The following is a 15891-nucleotide window of genomic DNA, read 5'->3' as shown; positions in this document are numbered from 1 at the left end:
AAATCAAAAGGAGGTCACATGGGTGACGTCAAAAGTCTAGCCCACACACGGTGGAACTGCAAATATCACGTGGTATTTGCGCCCAAATATCGCCGGCAGGTGTTTTACGGAGAGAAGAAAAGAGCCATCGGAGAAATACTGCGTAAATTGTGTGAGTGGAAGGATGTGAACATTGTGGAAGCTGAATGTTGCCCGGACCACATTCACATGCTGCTTGAAATCCCACCCAAAATGAGTGTGTCGAGTTTTATGGGGTATTTGAAGGGCAAGAGCAGTTTGATGATCTACGAGCAATTTGGTGATCTCAAGTTCAAATATCGCAGTCGCGAATTTTGGTGCCGTGGTTTTTACGTGGATACGGTAGGTAAAAACAAAGCGAAAATACAGGATTACATAAAGCATCAGTTGGAACAGGACAAACTTGGTGCGCAACTGAGCCTTCCCTACCCAGGAAGCCCGTTTACGGGCCGCAAGTAGCAGAAATGCGAATGTCAGATCGCACATGCGCCTGGAAGGGCGCGGCTGGTAAGAAAGCCTTACAGGCGCATATGAAGAACCCCCGGCTAGGCCGGGGGGTCTCTTTTTCCGGGAGCGTTCCGCGTAACCGGATGCCGTGCTCTGGGCACAGTCTTTCCCAGCCGCGCGGGCATCAAGGCCTGGGGCGCGGCAGGAGTTGTCTGGCGTCCTCCAGGGATTCCGCGCGCCAGGCGCATCCGGCCAATCGTTGCGCCTCGGCTTCGCCGCAGAGGGGCGTGGTGAGCCGCAGGAATTTTTCGTGCAATTCGGCGTCAGAGGGGCTGTCTTCCGCCTCCCATGGGGGTTCCAGCGGGCCTGACGCATAGGTGCGGCCCCGCGCCTCCAGAATCACTTCCGCAAGAGTCCGGGCCGGGAACTCCCGTTCAAAGTCCTCGCGCACCTCCACCTCCACCTTGTCCTGAAGCGCCAGGACTTCTGGGGCTGCGAGCCGGGGCGGAAGAACCTGAACGCCGCTCACGCAGCCGTCCGCCAGGGCCACGGCCACGGGATACGTCAGATTGTACTGGGCCTGCTCGGTATCCCCGGGATGGTCGCGGCTCAATGCGGCGGCATGGCTGAACGTGTATACGCGGATTCTGTCGATGTCGCCGGGGGCAAGATCATACTTCCGGGCCAGGGCCAGGGCTCCGGCCACGGCGGCGTGGGTCCAGCGGCAGCAGCAGAAGGGTTTGAAATAAAGATGTAAAAAATGAAAGTCCCGGCCCAGTCCGTTCATGTCCGGATCCGCCGCTTCGCTGAACAGAGGCTCCGGAGCGGTGAAGCCTTCACGCGCCAAAAGCAGGGAGGACATGGCCGTAAAGGCTCCCCAGCCGACGCCGTCCTTGGCCATGCAGGGGGTTTGCACTCCCCGCAGGATCAAACCCAGAGGGCTGTGGTAATCCGTGGCGCCCAGAGCCTGGCGCAAAACGGCGCGCGGCAGCCGCAACAGGCGTCCTCCGGCGGCGGCCGCGCCCAGAGAAGCCCACGCGCCTGAAGTGAAGACATTGTGGTCGTCCGTATTGCGCAAAAGCCCCGCCCTGATGGCAACCTCATAGCCGACGACCAGGGCTTCCAGCAGCGAGGCCCCGCTGACGGGCGAGGGCGCGGTTTCGGCCAGAGCCAGAAGCACGGGCAACAGGCATGCGCCGGGCCTTCCTTGGGTGGGGCGGTAGCCGTGTTCCACATCCAGGGCATTGGAGGCAAAGCCGTTGGCGAAAGCGGCCCCAAGCAGCGAGGCCGTGCCTCCGGCCAGCAGGGTGCAGCGCTCTTTCGGGGTTTCCGGCAGATGGGCGACGGCCAGGCGCGCGCTCAAGGCCGCCAGCGGCGTTTGGCAACCGGCCAGGAGCGCGCCGAGGCCGTCCAGCAGGCAGCGCCGCGCCTGGCGGACCACGGCGGCGTCGCTTCGGCTCAGATCGAATTGCGTGATGAAGTCCAGAACCGTGTCGGTGCCGGTGCGCATGGGAGCATCCTTTATGGCGGGGCCGTTTCGTTTCAAATGTGTCCCGGCGGCTGCATGAATCAAAATGCTTGCGGTGTCCGCCCGCGCCGCGTCCGGAATTTCTTGCGAACGCGGCGCGGTGCGGGATTTGTTTATTCCGTGATGGATTCCAGGGCCTTGCTTATCCACGTTTTGTCGATTTTTTCGCTCAGGGCGGGCCAGCATTGTTCCCTGGCGGCTTTGGCAAAGGCGTCGATCACTTCCGGCGACACATCCACCACGCTTACTCCGGCCTGCTGCAGTTTGGAACGGTAACTGGCGTCCAGGGCGGTGAAGTCGGCATAGCGACGGGCTTCAAGCTCTCCGGCGGCTTGGGTGACGGCCTTTTTCTGCGCCTCGGGCAGCCCTTCCCAGAGTTTGAGGTTGATCATGACCGGCCAGAGCTGAATGAAGTCGTTGAGCGGGATGTAATATTTCACCAGATCGCGGTAGTTCACATAGTTGCCCACGGCTCCGAAGCCCAGCACGCCGTCCACGATGCCCGTTTGCAGGGCGGTGAAGGTGTCGGACATGGGAATGGGCGTGGGCTGGTAGCCCATGCTTTCGGCATGCAGGGCGAACGAGGGATCATTGGGGACACGCAGCTTGATTCCCTTGGGCGCGCCGGGTTTGTCCCAGTCCTTGGGCAGTGTTTTGCTGCCCACGCCGCCGAAGAACAGAGGAACATACGTGACGGGATAGATGTTCTGGCCGATGAAGAGCTGATCCAGGGCGGTACGGAAAGGCGCGCCCACGGCCAGATTTTTTTGCAGCATGGCTACGTTTTTGAACAGGTAGGGGAAATAGAGGAACGAGATGCGCTTGTCTGCCTGGGAACTGGGCGGCTGGGTGGCCATTTCCAGCCCTCCCATGGAGACTCGTTGCTGCATGACCGTCCAGTCCCCCAGTTGCATGGCCGGAAAAACCTTGATCTTGATCGCTCCGTTGGTCAGTTCGCCCACGCGCCGGGCGAAGTCCTGAATGGCAAGATCTTCCGGCGTGTCTTTGGGCAGGGTGTGCCCCAGTTTCCATACCTTGCCGGCCGAGGCGGGCGTGACGCCGAACGCGCAGAGCAACAAGACCGCGCATAACAATGCCGTGAAATGCCTGAACATCTGGAGCCTCCTTGTCCGTTGGCGGTTTTTCCCCTTGCGCGGGGAAGAGAGATCAGACGAGCCCGAAGAACCGCGGCAGCCACATGGCCAGGGGCTCATAAAAAGTCACCAGAAAGCACATGGGGATGTAGCCGAGGCAGAGCAGCAGCATCACGGGGCCCACGATGTCCGCGAATTCCACCTTGCCGATGCGCATGCTGAAATAGAGAATGCCCGCGAAAGGCGGGGTCAGCGTGCCCATGGAAAGGTTGACGCCGATAATGGCCGCGAAATGCACGGGATGGATGCCCATGGCCTTGACCAGAGGCAGCAGCAGGGGCGACATCAGCAGGATGCCCGTCACGTCGTTGAGGATCATGCCGACGAAGATGAGCACGGCGTTGATCAGCAACAGCAGGACGGCCTTGTTCTGCGTGACGCCGAGCAGAAAATCGGCCAGTTCCTGCGGCAGGCCGCCGAAGACGAATTGCTGGCTGAGCATGAGCCCGAAAAGGACCATGACCATGATGGAACCCACCGCCGTGGCCGATTCCTTGGCGGCCATGCTGATGGCCCCGGGCCGGAGGCCCCGGTAAACGAACAGACCCACGGGGATGGCGTAGGCGCAGGCCACGGCGGCGGATTCGGTTGGCGTCATGATGCCGCCGTAAATCCCGCCGAGGATGATGACGGGCATCATCAGGGCGGGCAGGGCCGCCAGGCCGGTTTTCGGCAGTTTTTTCACGGCCTGGCCGAAAGACTCGCTGGAAACGCGGATGGGCCGCCGCCGGACGTAACAGCTGTTCACCACGCAGAAAACCAGCATGAGAATCAGGCCCGGCAGAAGCGTGGAAAGAAAGCAGGCCAGGATGGACGTTTCCGTGACCCATCCGTAGACCACCATATTGATGCTCGGCGGGATGAGCAGCCCCAGCACCGAGGCGTTGGCGATAAGGGCCGTGGCATACGCCCGGTCGTAGCCCTGCGCTTCCATGCGCGGGATGAGCAGCGGCCCGGTGGCGGCCACGCCGGTGAGGCCGCTGCCGGAGATGGCGCCGATGATGGCGCAGGCCACCACCGCCACGGAGCCCAGAGCCCCCTTGAAGCGCCCCAGCAGCAGATTGCACAGGCGCAGCAGGGCGTCGGCGATGCCGCTTTCGCTCATGAGGTTGCCCGCGAAGACAAACAGCGGAATGCAGAGCAGCACGGGATTGATAAGCTGTTCAAAGCCCCAGAGGTACATGCCGCTCATGCTGCCGATGTCTGTGCAAAGCACCATGTACATGAGCGCGCCGCCAAAGCAGAAGGGCAGCGGCGTGCCGAAGGACAGCAGGAAAACCAGAATGGCGATGCTGATAACGAGATCTACGAGCATAGCGGTTTCCCCTTTTGAAGCAACGCCCGCATGCGCCGGGCGCTTCTGGCGAGCTGGAGCAGGGTGTACCAGGTGACGAGCAGCATGCCCGCGCACAGGGCGGTTTCACCGATGGTCATGGGGAGGAAAAGGTAGCCGGTCTTTCTGTCCGCCTCGAAGGTGTAGAAGAAATATTCCACGGCATACCAGGTGAGCCAGCAGGAAATCACGGCGCTGAAGCACTGCGCGCACAGGTCGAAAAACGCCGTCTGCCGGGGGCCTGAAAAGAAGACCGGCAGGATTTTCGCCACGATCTGCGTATTTTCGCGCGAGGCGTTGGCACAGCCCAGCATGTACAGCCAGACCGCCGGAAAGATGATGGATTCGTCCAGCCACATGATGGGCATTTCCAGAATGTAGCGCAGGAGAACCTGCAGGCATTCCATGGCGGCCACCAGACAGAGCAGAAAAGTGAGCAGACAGCGGAAGACACGTTCCATAAGACCCCCCTTGTGCCTTGTGCGGCGCCGGAGCGCGTGAATCCTCAACCCTTCCGGGGCGATACCGCCGCCAGGAGTTCAATTTCCACCTTGGCGTTCAGGGCCATGGCCGTTGTGGCCACACAGCAGCGCGCCGGGTAGCCCGACATGAAATAGTTTTTGTATTCCTCATTCACGGCGGCATCGGGACCGGCCATCCGGCCTGTGGACGGGTCGACCCCGATCTGCCCCGATGTCAGCAGCAGACCATTGTGAATGACGGCATGGCTGTACGGGCCGATGGCGGCGGGCGCGTCCGGGGCGGTGACAGTGACTTTCATGGCGAAATTCCTTTAGTGTTTGGCGTGCGTGGCGTTGCGCAGAAAAAAGGATTCCTCGACCAGAGCGTCGTAATCGCGCAGGCGCTGTTCCGTGGCCGTGTACTGGGCATGCCCGAACTCGACGCAGAGAATGTTGATCAGGGCCATGACCGGCCCCATGAGGTCGATATACGACACGATGTCCACATCCAGCGTGAAAAGGATGTCGCTCAGGGGAGCCAGAGGAGAAAATTCGCTGTTGGTGATGCCTACCACCACGGCCTTTCTGCGTTTGGCCTGGGCGGCCAGGTCCACCGCCACGCGCGAATAGCGCGGAAAGGCGATGCAGAACACCAGGCTGTGTTCGTCCAACCGTGAAATGGCGGCGGCCTGCATGACGTCGGAACCGCTGAGGGAGCAGACCTTGTCGCTGATTTTCGCCAGAAGCTGTTCAAAATACACGGCAAAGGGATAGGCGCTCATTCTGCCCACAACACTGATGGAAACGCATTCCCGCATTTTTTTGACGCAGCGGCTGATGGCCTCGGCGGGAAGATTGTTGAGCAGCTTGTGCATGTTGATCATGTCCCGCTCCACCACGGCGTGGGCGACGCCGCCAGCGGCGGCGCAGGCATTCTGCGCGTAGGCGTGGCGGAAAAAGCCCGCGTGGGAAATGTCATCTTCAATGACGCGCTGCACCGAGCGGGAGAATTCCAGAAAGCCCTTGTAGCCCAGGGAGCGGCAGAAACGGCTTACCGTGGGCCGCGAAACGCCGATGCGTTCGGCGAATTCCGAGAGAGAAAGCAGGCCCAGCATTTGGGGATGTTCGCAGATGAAGATGCCCACTTTTTTTTGCAGGGCGGGCAGGGTCGGGATGGCGGTTTTGATTTCGTCGAGCAATTTTTGAACCATTTCATTCACCATTGTATTTTATGTTCTTTTTTTTTCATTTATAGAGAAAAAAAGAACACGTCAATCATTTATGAAAAAAAATTTTCATAACAGGGTGTATGGACGACGGCAAGAAGAAGATATCCGGCCCGAGGACCGAGGCCTGGCGGGCAGCCGGGCCTTTGCCCCTGCCGGGAAAGCGTGGCGGGAAGAACGTCAGTTCAGGGAGAAGGGCAGATCCGCAATGACGGGCGGTCCGGTCCGGATCAGCAGATCGCTTTCCAGGCGTTCCAGCAGCGGGGCGAGGCCGTCCCCGCTTTTGGCCGAGATAGGCAGGGCCAGGGGAAAGGCGTCGGCCAGTTCGGCCCGTGCCGGCACAGCGAGCTGATCCCACTTGTTGAGCACCAGCAGGCGCGGCACGCGGTCCAGTTCCATGTCGGCCAGAATGGTTTCCACTGCCGTGATCTGCTGGAGCAGGTCGGGATGCGAGGCGTCAGCCACATGCACCAGCAGATCGGCGGCCTCCAGCTCTTCCAGTGTGGCGCGGAAGGCATCCGTGAGTTCTTTGGGCAGATTGCGGATAAAGCCCACGGTATCAGCCAGAATGATCTCCCGTTCCGCCGGAAAGCGCAGCCGCCGCGTGGTGGGGTCCAGCGTGGCGAACAGCTTGTTTTCCGCCAGCACTTCCGAGCGGGTCAGGGTGTTCAGCAGGGTGGACTTGCCCGCATTGGTGTAACCCACCAGGGCGGCCAGGGGGATGCCCTGGCGCGAGCGGCGGGCCCGGGTGAAGGCGCGCTGCCGCCGCAACTGGTCCAGTTCCTTGCGGATGCGCGCCATGCGCTCGCGGCTTTTGCGGCGGTCCGTCTCCAGCTTGGTTTCGCCGGGGCCGCGTCCGCCGATGCCGCCCATGAGCCGGTCCATGGCCCGGTTTTTGCCCACCAGACGCGGCTGGGTATAGCGCAACTGGGCCAGCTCCACCTGGAGTTTGCCCGCCCTGCTCACGGCATGCTGGGCGAAAATGTCCAGAATGAGCTGGGTGCGGTCAATAACCTTGCGCTCGGTGATGTCAGCCAGATTGTGCAGCTGGGCGGGCGAAAGTTCGCCGTCGAAGATCAGCATGCCCGCGCGGCCCTGCAGGGCCAGCACCTCCAGTTCCGCCACCTTGCCCTTGCCCAGAATCAGGCGCGGGTTGACCTGGGCCACGCGCTGAACCATACGCCCGGCCACGGTCAGCCCGGCGGTGCGGGCCAGTTCGGCCAGTTCGTCCAGATTGCGCTCCTGCAGAACGCGGGGCTGGGCCGCCACGGAAACCAGCAGGGCGCGCGGCGCGTCCACGGCTTCCCGCGCGTCTTCGCCGCGCCGGGCCAGCTCTTCCTCCAGAGCCTCGGCTGTGGCCGCGAATTGCGCGGCAGTGCGGTCCCAGGGCTGCGGCGCGTCCAGATGGTAGGGCTTGTCCGCCGCGCCGGAAGGCAGCAAATGAGCGGCCTGCCATTGCACGGGATCGCCCGTGGGGTTCACGCTCAGGGCGATGACCGCGTCCAGCCGCAGGAAGAGCATGTCCATAAGGTCTTCCTGGCTGACGCCGTCCGGGGAAAGATGGGTGTGCAGCAGGCGCAGGCCGCGCAGGCGTTCCTGCCCGGTCCGCCCGCGCGGCAGCTCGGGAATCAGGATGCTGCCCGCTTGGCCCACCAGGACCATCTGCACCCGGCCCTTGCGGTCGATGAGCAGGCCCAGTTGGCGGCCCAACGCGCGCGACAGGAGAGCCAGCTCGCGGGCCTGCTCGGTGGTGTAGACGTCCGCCGCCGGAAAACGGCGGTTGAACAGACGGTTCAGAGCGTTGAGCTGGCTCGGCTTGAGCCCCTGCACATTGCCTTCTGGCTTGGGAATGGTGCGCCTTCCTTGCAGTATGCGGATTACGGCCGCAGGTAGGAGGTGATCAGCGCGTCGTAGCGCGACGTGGCCTCAAAAGCCCGCGAAGCCATGATCTGCCGGAAGTTAAGGCTCACGCTCATCTCGTGCTGGCGCAGTTCGTCCATGGCCGCGCCGTACCACTGGGGCGAGGGCAGTACCAGGACGCTGTGGAAATTTTTGGCCGCCGCGCGCAGCATGCAGGGGCCGCCGATGTCGATTTCCTCCACGGCGTCTTCCAGGGAAAGGTGGCGCTCCACCGCTCCGGCGAAGTCGTAGAGATTGACGCAGACCAGATCAAAGGGGCGGATGCCTTTTTCGGCCAGGGTCTGCATGTGGAAGGGGTCATCCTTGTTGGCCAGGATGCCCGCGTGGATTTTGGGGTGCAGGGTCTTGACCCGGCCGCCCAGGATTTCCGGAAAGCCGGTCACCGTGCTGACGGCGGTGACGGGCAGGCCCGCCGCTTCCAGCACTTTCTGGGTGCCGCCGGTGGAAATCAGCTCCACGTCGCGGGAAGTGAGAAACGTGGCGAAATCCACCAGGCCGCTCTTGTCCGTGACGCTCAGGATGGCGCGACGGATTGGCAGAACTTCCATACAGGGGCTCCTTCAAAGGTGAACCGGGCACAGGCGGCAGGGACCGCGCGGCCCCTGAAAAACCGCCATCCGGCGGATTCGGCGGCCTGTCCGGCAACACCTTTCGTGTAACGAAAAAGCGCCGCGCGCGCAATGGGGCGCGCACCCGTCCGGCGCGGCTTGCCCCCGGCGGCGGCCTTGGCTATGCTGCGGCCTGTGGAGGACATATGCTCATCAAACTTGTCTCCTGGAATGTAAACGGCCTGCGGGCTCTCTCCGCCAAGCCGGAATGGGAGTGGTTCGCGCGCACCGACGCCGGGATCGTGGCCCTGCAGGAAACCAAGGCCCACCCGGACCAGCTCAAGGAAGAGCTGGTCAGCCCGGCGGGCTGGGAGGCCCACTGGTCCTCAAGCATCGTAAAAAAAGGCTATTCCGGGGTGGCGGTCTTCAGTCGGCTGAAGCCTCTGGCCGTGCGCGCGGAGCTGCCCGATCCCCAGTGGCAGGGCGAAGGCCGCCTGCTGCATCTGGAATTTCAGGATTTTCATTTTTTCAACGGCTATTTTCCCAACGGCGGGGCCGAGGAACTGGATGAAAACGGCAAGCCCACGGGCCGCTTCAAGCGTGTGCCCTACAAGATGGGCTTTTTCGAGGCTTTTCTCAGCTATGCGCAAGAGTGTCGCAAAAGCAAACCCATTGTGGTCTGCGGCGATTTCAATATTGCCCACAAGCCCGTGGACCTGGCCCGGCCCAAACAGAACGTGAAAAACACCGGTTTTCTGCCCGAGGAGCGCGCCTTTCTGGACCGCTTCACGGCCCTGGGCTACGTGGACACCTTCCGCAAGGTGCACGGTGAGGCGCCGGACCAGTATTCCTGGTGGTCGTACAAAACCCGCGCGCGGGAAAAGAACATCGGTTGGCGCATTGACTACTTCTTCGTATCCGAGGAACTCGTCCCGGCGGTCAGCGACGCCTGGATCGAAAGCGACGTCCGCGGTTCGGACCACTGCCCGGTGGGCCTGGCTCTGGATGTGTAAGCTCAGCGGCCCTGCCGACGGGCGGACTTCCGAACAGTACGGCCGGGAATCGGTTATGGCGTCCGGAAGAAGATTGAAGCTTGAGTGTCAAAAAATCCTTAATCTACAGTATGTTGTGATATTTTTTGAGTGTATTTTCTTGACGTTGCGGATGTTTTTGTTGCATCCTGAAGACACGGCACCGGCTCGGATTCGTCATGCCGTATGGCGGATTCCCGCATATTCCTCTCTGGTAAAGCAAATTATCTTTAGAAGCGCCGTAAGGCTCGAGGATTCGTTCGGCCGAAGCGACCGGCGTCACGCCGCACACGGTGCGGCGTGAGAGCACTTCAGCGTTGAAATGCTCTGTTTGTAGTGCGCCCTTAGAGCATCTAACACTTGAAGTGCCCGTTTGCGACGGGCAAAACCGCTTCTTGTATTTTGTGGCAAGGATTTGCAGACAAATTCTTGCAGAGTAGCTGACGCGTTTCATGCGTGAACTACTTCAGCCGTTGCTCCGCTCAAGCGCGAGGTCCTCATTCCGGCGGATACCGGGCGATCTGAATGCCGCGACGTTCTCGCGGCAAAATTTCAGGGAAAAGTTGAAGATACCCGGCCCGGCCGGGATACAACGGAAAGGAAGCGTCGCGGGCCCAGTCCGCCGCGCGGTGCGCGGCGGACGGAAAACGCGCCGCAGGTGCGGGCTGCACCCGGGAAGGGGGAATTGTGAAAAAGCAGACAGTTTTGCCCGATGCACGGCTTGGGGATTCGGGTGCGGTCCGGGAAGCCGCTGTGCGGCGCGGCGGTTTTGAGGCGCGCGATGTTCCGTGTGCGCTGTTTGCGCTGAAAGACGATGAAGATTTTACCATAATCTTCGGCAATGCGGCTTTTTATGAACTGCTGGATTGCCCGTTGGAAAAAGTGCGTTCCAACTACGGCAATCGCCTGACGGCTCTGGCGGACGCCGCGTCGCTGAAGGCGCTGAGCGTCTGGTGCCGAAAGGCAGGGGCGGCCTCGCCCCTGCGTCTGGAACAGAAATTTCGTGGACCCGGCGGCAGGGAAATCCGGCTGCATACCGAAGTCGTCCGCGGTTGCGCGGCGGAAGGCATATTGTACTGCGCGGCTTTTGATGTGAGCGACGGTTGGCGGCGTGAGCAGGAGCTGACCCGGCGACTGGCAACCGCCCGGCTGGCGGTGGACCAGATCGGGCTGGAAATATTTACGTATGACGTGGACGCCCGCTCGGCCCGCTATGAGTTGGCGCGCGACGTGCTGGACAGGGTGGGAGCGCCGGCGGCGGACGTTCTGTCAGTCCCGCCCGGCTCACCGGCCTGCCCTGATTTTCCCGCGACGCTTCTGGCCTCCGGCGTGGTGGCGCCGGACTTTGCGGACGCGGTGGCCGACGTATTCCGCAGTCTGGAGAGCGGCGAGCCGCGTGCCGTATGCGAATGGAAAACGGCGGACGTGGGCGGGCGGTACGCCTGGATGCGCCTTTCGCTGGTGGCGATGCAGGCGGAGGAGAGTTCCGGACGCCGGGCGGTGGGCATTCTGGAGGATATTTCGCGCGAAAAGGAAACGCTGCTGAATTACCTCAACGAGACCCGGTTCTATCAGTCCATGCTGTCCGAAAAAGACGCCTACGCGCAGCTTGACGTCACCGAGGACAGGCTCATCCGCGTGGGCGGCATGTGGAATCTGTACAACGAAATCATCCATACGGTCAGCTATTCGTCCCTGTTTGAAGAATTCGTCAACAAGGTGGTCCATCCCGACGACCGGAAACACTATTTTGAACTTATGCAATGCCGGAATTTCGAGCAGTCGTGGGCCAACGGCATTGACCGTCTGGGCTGCGAATTCCGGCGCATTGTGGAACAGAACAAGATGATGTGGATGGAGCTGAAGGTTCATTTGTTTCAGGATCCCATGACCAGACACCTTCTTGCCTTGTTCTACATCAAAAATATCGACGCCGGGAAAAAGCAGCAGATTCAACTCGTGTACGAGGCCGAGCGCGACCCGCTGACCGGCGTGTTCAATAGAAAAGCGGCGGAAACGGCCATTCGGGACTATCTGAAGCGGGTGCAGGAAGACGAAGTCTGCGCGTTCATAATCCTGGATATGGATAATTTCAAAGAGATCAACGACGTATACGGCCACAAGGCGGGCGACGAAGTGCTGGTCAAACTGGCCGGTCTGGTCAGTCGGACGTTCCGGCGCAGCGACATTATCGGCCGTTTCGGCGGCGACGAATTCATCCTGTTTTTGAAAAATATCGGCTCCGAGGCCCGGGTGCGGGAGCGGCTGGACGTGCTCTACACGGTGCTCGGCGAGCAGAAGGAGCCGGAGCTTTCCTGCAGCCTGGGCGTGGTCCTGGCACAGGGGGGCGCTTTCTACGAGAAGCTTTTCCGGCATGCGGACACCGCCCTCTACGACGCCAAGAGCGGCGGAAAAGGTTCCTATGTGTTTTATAACGGCCGGGAAGGCGGCCCGCTGGGAGGTCTGAAGACCCGGCGGGAGCGAGGGGCCGGAACCGCGGGGAAAACGCGCCGGCCCGTGGAGGAAACGCCGCGGGAAGAGGAAGATCCCTTTGCCTCGTTTGTGGGCGGCGAAGGCGATATGGCCTATCTGGTGGATCCCGACAACTTCAATCTCATCTGCGGCAACAAGGCTTTCTACGAGCGCATCGGCCGGTCCGAGGCGGAATGTATCGGCATGAAGTGCTATGAGGTCATGCACAAGCGCGACAGCCCCTGCCCGTTTTGCAGCAAGGCCAGTTGGTCCGCGGACAAGTTCTTTTTGTGGAAAAACCTCAACAGCGCGCTGGAGCAGGAATTTCTGATCAAAAACAAGCTGGTCCATTGGCGGGGCAGGGAGGCCCTGCTGGCCCTGGCCATCGACATTTCCAACGACAAAAGTATTGTGGATTCGCTGGAAAACGGCGCCACGGAAAGCCACAGCATTATCAGCGGCATCCAGCGCATGAGCGAAGCCCACGATCTGGAGTCGGCCATGCGCAGCGGCCTGGAAACCGTGGGCAGCTTTTTCCGGGCCGACGCCGTGCGGCTCTGGGAATGCCGCGACCCGGCGGAGGGCTACCGCTGCGCCCACATCTGGCACAAGTCACAGTCCGGCACCGGGCTTTTCCCGAGCGAGGAGGACAGGCGGATCGTGAGCTCGTGGCTGCGGGACCGCGAATGGGGCCGACCGATCATGATTGAGCACCGCGAGGTCATGCTCTGTTATTCCTTCGACATGTACCAGTCCATGAAGCGCAACGGCATCGACAACCAGCGCTGGCTGCAGCTGCGTGACGGCGAAACCGAGTTGGGCTGCCTGTGCATCGAAAACATCTCCAGCAATTTTCAGAACATGGCCTTTCTGGAATCGTTCAGCGGCTTTCTGGTCGGCGAGTGGAAAAAACGCCGGCTGATGGAAAGCATCCTGTATGCCGGCAGCCATGACGCGTGGACCGGACTGTACAGCCGCAGCAGCTATGAAAAATACCTCCGAGACTATGACGCCAACGCGGTTTCCTCGCTGGGCGTCATGACGGCCAACCTGAACAACCTCAAAGGCATCAACAGTACGCGCGGCTTTCAGACCGGAGATCATTACATCAAAAAATTCGCGTCCATTCTTCGCGATGTGTTTTTGGATCAGGGGCTGCTGTTCCGGATCAACGGCGACGAGTTTGTGGCCCTGGCCGAGGACATGCCGCTTGAGGACTGGGACGGGAAAGTGGCGGAAGTCGGGAGCCGGGTGGAGGAATTCGGGCATTTCAGCGCGGCCGTGGGAGCCGCCTGGGACAATGCGGAAAAGGACGTGGACCGGCTGCTGGAACTGGCGGGCCAGTTCATGAAGGTGGAAAAACGGCGTTATTACGATTCGGGCAGGGGCGGCGTGGACAGCGAGCGCCGGGCCGTGCTGCACGAATTGCTCGCTTCGCTGGAAAAGCGGGAATTTGAAATTTTTCTTCAGCCGAAGGTGGAGCTCCGGAACCGGACGCTGACCGGCGCGGAAGCCCTGATCCGGTACCGGGACAAGACGGCGGGCCTCGTTTCGCCCGCCCGGTTCATCCCTTCTCTGGAAAAAAACAGCCTGATCCGTTACGTGGATCTGTTCGCCTTTGAGGAGGTCTGCCGCCTGCAGGAAAAATGGAAACGACGGGGTTTCGTCTGTCCGGCGCTCTCCGTGAATTTTTCCCGCCTGACCCTGCTTGAACGCGACATCGTGTCCAGCATGGAAACGATTCTGGCCCGGTACGACGTGTCGCGCCGCAACCTGGAAATTGAAATCACCGAAAGCCTGGCCGATCTGGGCAAAGGCTTGCTCCACCAGGCTGCCGGGAATCTGTACAACGCCGGATTTTCCATTTCGCTGGACGACTTCGGCACCAAGTACACCAATCTTTCCGCGCTGGGCGACATTGATTTTCATGTGCTCAAGCTGGACAAAAGCCTGATCAGCTCGCTCCGCTTGCAGAAACGCAAGCGGATTATTCTCAAGAACGTCATCCGGATGTGCCGCGACATGCGGATTGAAGTGATTGCCGAAGGCGTGGAAAATGAGGAGCAGGAACACATTTTGCGCGAACTCGGCTGCGGTTTGGGCCAGGGATTTCTCTACGACAGGCCCATGCCCGTGGCGGAGTTCGAGGCAAAGTACCTGGGCGGGCCGCCGCTTGCGGGAAGCGACTGAGCGTGCCCCGGGGGCTGCCGTGGCGCAACCGCCGATTGGCAGCGGGATTTTCCGGCCGGCAGGGGGAATGGCGTTTTTTGCGCGGAATCAGTCCAGCAGGCCCAGCAGGCGCGCCACCCGCTGCTCGTTGAGGCCGGAGTGGACCTGAATCAACTCCTGGCTTTGCAGGGCGGCCTTCTCTTCCACCTGGGCCAGGGTCTGAGAAACTTCTTCCATACCGGGCAGATGGGGCGTGACCGGAGCGCATTCTTCCGGAGAGGGCAGCTCGGGCGCAGCGGCTTCGGCGGCTGCGCCAGCCGTTTCCGCCGGGCGGGCGGGGAGCATGGTGTTGACCCGCTCCTGAAAAGTGGGGAAATACGGTCCCAGATCATTATTGCGAAAGCGAAATTCCAGTTCCATGCGCTTGTGCTCCTTCTTGCTTGCGGGCCGGACCAGGGGAAGCCCGGACACGAAAAAACGCGGACGTCGGAAAATTTGACCGTCCGCGTTTTTATCAGCAAGAAATATGCCGAAAACACGCTGTGCGGAGCGCGACCCCGCTTTATTTTCTGTGGGGCTTCAGTTCTTCCAGAAAGCCTTCCGGCACCTCAAAGCCCAACTCGCGCGCCTTGTCCGCGGCCTCGATGGCCTGGTCGTATTCCTTGAGGTCAAAGAGGGCCAGGGCCAGATTGTTCCAGGCCGGGGCAAAGCCCGGTTCCTGGGCCAGCAGATCCCGGCAGGTTTCCTCACAGGCCTTGAAGTCGCCCTTCATGTAATAGGCCGTGGACAGGGCGTTCTTGGCCTGCACGAATTTGGGGTCCCATTTCAGGGCCTTGCGCAGGGCGGTGATGGCCTTGTCCGGCTCGCCGCGCTGGAGGTGCACAAAAGCGATGTTGCTCCAGGGAATGGGGAATTTGGCCCGGCAGTTGGCGGCTTCCTCGTTGTAGCGCAGACAGCCTTCGAGGTCGCCGCGTTCAAGGCAGATGCCGCCCAGCTGCACATAGGCTTCGGCCAGGTGCGGAGAATTGCGCACCGCGTTGAGCAGCGCTTCCTCGGCGGCCACAAAATCGCGCTTGGTCAGCAGGGCCAGACCCAGGTTATAGTAGTGGGTGGCGCATTGCTCGTTGGCCTCAATTTCCTTTTTGAGGTCCGCGATATATTCGTCCAGATCGTCGTAGCGCTCTTTCATTCGATATGCCCTTCTTTTTTCAAAAGATCGTGGTACCAGAGGCAGAAGTCAAAAATGCCCTGGTATTTTTCGTCCTTGTTGACCACGCCCAGGGCGCATTCCATGGCGCCCTTGCCGTAATCATTGCTGTACGGCCCTTTCCGGGCCGCCTCACGCAGAAATTCATTGACCAGCTGCTGGGTGGTGCGCTTGCTCACATCCATGCGCAGATCCAGCGGATCGTTGGGCTTCTGGAAGGGATCCCAGGTTTCATAGCCGATGCGGTCCACGAACTTGCGGCGGCGCGGATTCATTTTTTCGTAGATCTCGCGCTTGAGCTTTTCCTGTTCGTCCGTGAGCGTCTGCGGCGTGCCGTCGCGGAAAACAGTGGCCGGAATGCTGTCGAACATGGGGGC

General features: G+C 61.0%; 15 protein-coding genes. 3 read left to right on the top strand and 12 right to left on the bottom strand.

What is annotated here, in order from left to right; translation table 11 throughout:
- Nucleotides 1-18: 18 nt before the first annotated feature.
- Complete coding sequence (tnpA, locus tag FYJ44_RS05385) at nucleotides 19-477, top strand: IS200/IS605 family transposase (protein WP_154509910.1); 459 nt, start codon at nucleotides 19-21, stop codon at nucleotides 475-477.
- 172 nt (nucleotides 478-649) lie between these two features.
- Here the strand turns inward: tnpA and FYJ44_RS05380 are convergent, their stop codons facing one another.
- From FYJ44_RS05380 to FYJ44_RS05345, 8 genes are all read right to left on the bottom strand, one after another.
- On the bottom strand, nucleotides 650-1975 hold the full coding sequence (locus tag FYJ44_RS05380; RefSeq protein ID WP_195840959.1) for an MmgE/PrpD family protein: 1326 nt from the start codon (nucleotides 1973-1975) through the stop codon (nucleotides 650-652).
- A gap of 131 nt (nucleotides 1976-2106) precedes the next feature.
- Nucleotides 2107-3108, bottom strand: a complete 1002-nt coding sequence (gene dctP / locus FYJ44_RS05375; RefSeq protein ID WP_195840958.1) for a TRAP transporter substrate-binding protein DctP — start codon at nucleotides 3106-3108, stop codon at nucleotides 2107-2109.
- 52 nt (nucleotides 3109-3160) lie between these two features.
- Nucleotides 3161-4462, bottom strand: a complete 1302-nt coding sequence (locus FYJ44_RS05370) for a TRAP transporter large permease (RefSeq protein ID WP_154509904.1) — start codon at nucleotides 4460-4462, stop codon at nucleotides 3161-3163.
- A complete protein-coding gene (locus FYJ44_RS05365; RefSeq protein ID WP_154509902.1) occupies nucleotides 4453-4941 on the bottom strand; it encodes a TRAP transporter small permease in 489 nt (162 codons plus the stop codon). The genes FYJ44_RS05370 and FYJ44_RS05365 overlap by 10 nt, the downstream gene beginning before the upstream one ends.
- Before the next feature lie 44 nt (nucleotides 4942-4985).
- Complete coding sequence (locus FYJ44_RS05360) at nucleotides 4986-5261, bottom strand: Rid family hydrolase (RefSeq protein WP_154509900.1); 276 nt, start codon at nucleotides 5259-5261, stop codon at nucleotides 4986-4988.
- A 12-nt stretch (nucleotides 5262-5273) separates the two neighbouring features.
- Nucleotides 5274-6152: a MurR/RpiR family transcriptional regulator gene (locus tag FYJ44_RS05355; RefSeq protein ID WP_195840957.1), complete on the bottom strand. Its 879-nt coding sequence runs from the start codon at nucleotides 6150-6152 to the stop codon at nucleotides 5274-5276.
- A gap of 195 nt (nucleotides 6153-6347) precedes the next feature.
- Nucleotides 6348-7997 carry a GTPase HflX gene (gene hflX, locus FYJ44_RS05350; protein ID WP_326833670.1) on the bottom strand — a complete coding sequence of 550 codons (1650 nt, stop codon included), beginning with the start codon at nucleotides 7995-7997 and terminating at the stop codon, nucleotides 6348-6350.
- 47 nt (nucleotides 7998-8044) lie between these two features.
- Nucleotides 8045-8635 carry an IMP cyclohydrolase gene (locus FYJ44_RS05345; protein WP_154509894.1) on the bottom strand — a complete coding sequence of 197 codons (591 nt, stop codon included), beginning with the start codon at nucleotides 8633-8635 and terminating at the stop codon, nucleotides 8045-8047.
- A 206-nt stretch (nucleotides 8636-8841) separates the two neighbouring features.
- Between FYJ44_RS05345 and FYJ44_RS05340 the strand changes: the two genes are divergently transcribed.
- Entirely contained in the window at nucleotides 8842-9648 is an 807-nt protein-coding gene (locus tag FYJ44_RS05340; RefSeq protein ID WP_154509892.1) for an exodeoxyribonuclease III, read from the top strand.
- 103 nt (nucleotides 9649-9751) lie between these two features.
- On the opposite strand, the gene FYJ44_RS05335 is transcribed toward FYJ44_RS05340, so the two are convergent.
- Nucleotides 9752-10120 (bottom strand): hypothetical protein, encoded by a 369-nt coding sequence (locus FYJ44_RS05335; RefSeq protein ID WP_154509890.1) that lies wholly within the window; start codon nucleotides 10118-10120, stop codon nucleotides 9752-9754.
- A 233-nt stretch (nucleotides 10121-10353) separates the two neighbouring features.
- On the opposite strand from FYJ44_RS05335, the gene FYJ44_RS05330 reads away from it, so the two are divergent.
- Nucleotides 10354-14328: an EAL domain-containing protein gene (locus FYJ44_RS05330; RefSeq protein ID WP_154509888.1), complete on the top strand. Its 3975-nt coding sequence runs from the start codon at nucleotides 10354-10356 to the stop codon at nucleotides 14326-14328.
- An 87-nt stretch (nucleotides 14329-14415) separates the two neighbouring features.
- Here the strand turns inward: FYJ44_RS05330 and FYJ44_RS05325 are convergent, their stop codons facing one another.
- From FYJ44_RS05325 to FYJ44_RS05315, 3 genes are all read right to left on the bottom strand, one after another.
- Nucleotides 14416-14727: a pseudouridine synthase gene (locus tag FYJ44_RS05325; RefSeq protein WP_154509886.1), complete on the bottom strand. Its 312-nt coding sequence runs from the start codon at nucleotides 14725-14727 to the stop codon at nucleotides 14416-14418.
- 142 nt (nucleotides 14728-14869) lie between these two features.
- On the bottom strand, nucleotides 14870-15496 hold the full coding sequence (locus FYJ44_RS05320) for a tetratricopeptide repeat protein (RefSeq protein WP_154509884.1): 627 nt from the start codon (nucleotides 15494-15496) through the stop codon (nucleotides 14870-14872).
- Entirely contained in the window at nucleotides 15493-15885 is a 393-nt protein-coding gene (locus FYJ44_RS05315; RefSeq protein WP_154509882.1) for a hypothetical protein, read from the bottom strand. Before FYJ44_RS05315 ends, FYJ44_RS05320 begins: the two co-directional genes overlap by 4 nt.
- Nucleotides 15886-15891 lie beyond the last annotated feature (6 nt).

Origin of the sequence: Desulfovibrio porci, from assembly GCF_009696265.1 — a bacterium.
In the GTDB taxonomy this organism is placed as follows: Bacteria; Desulfobacterota; Desulfovibrionia; order Desulfovibrionales; family Desulfovibrionaceae; genus Desulfovibrio; species Desulfovibrio porci.
The sequence above is the reverse complement of the archived record's forward strand: the minus strand, read 5'-3'. Positions and strand labels throughout refer to the sequence as shown.

Coding starts and splice junctions, on each gene's coding strand:
- tnpA (WP_154509910.1), top strand. CDS start 19: ATGGGTGACGTCAAAAGTCTAGCCCACACACGGTGGAACTGCAAATAT.
- FYJ44_RS05380 (WP_195840959.1), bottom strand. CDS start 1,975: ATGCGCACCGGCACCGACACGGTTCTGGACTTCATCACGCAATTCGAT.
- dctP (WP_195840958.1), bottom strand. CDS start 3,108: ATGTTCAGGCATTTCACGGCATTGTTATGCGCGGTCTTGTTGCTCTGC.
- FYJ44_RS05370 (WP_154509904.1), bottom strand. CDS start 4,462: ATGCTCGTAGATCTCGTTATCAGCATCGCCATTCTGGTTTTCCTGCTG.
- FYJ44_RS05365 (WP_154509902.1), bottom strand. CDS start 4,941: ATGGAACGTGTCTTCCGCTGTCTGCTCACTTTTCTGCTCTGTCTGGTG.
- FYJ44_RS05360 (WP_154509900.1), bottom strand. CDS start 5,261: ATGAAAGTCACTGTCACCGCCCCGGACGCGCCCGCCGCCATCGGCCCG.
- FYJ44_RS05355 (WP_195840957.1), bottom strand. CDS start 6,152: ATGGTTCAAAAATTGCTCGACGAAATCAAAACCGCCATCCCGACCCTG.
- FYJ44_RS05345 (WP_154509894.1), bottom strand. CDS start 8,635: ATGGAAGTTCTGCCAATCCGTCGCGCCATCCTGAGCGTCACGGACAAG.
- FYJ44_RS05340 (WP_154509892.1), top strand. CDS start 8,842: ATGCTCATCAAACTTGTCTCCTGGAATGTAAACGGCCTGCGGGCTCTC.
- FYJ44_RS05335 (WP_154509890.1), bottom strand. CDS start 10,120: ATGAAACGCGTCAGCTACTCTGCAAGAATTTGTCTGCAAATCCTTGCC.
- FYJ44_RS05325 (WP_154509886.1), bottom strand. CDS start 14,727: ATGGAACTGGAATTTCGCTTTCGCAATAATGATCTGGGACCGTATTTC.
- FYJ44_RS05320 (WP_154509884.1), bottom strand. CDS start 15,496: ATGAAAGAGCGCTACGACGATCTGGACGAATATATCGCGGACCTCAAA.
- FYJ44_RS05315 (WP_154509882.1), bottom strand. CDS start 15,885: ATGTTCGACAGCATTCCGGCCACTGTTTTCCGCGACGGCACGCCGCAG.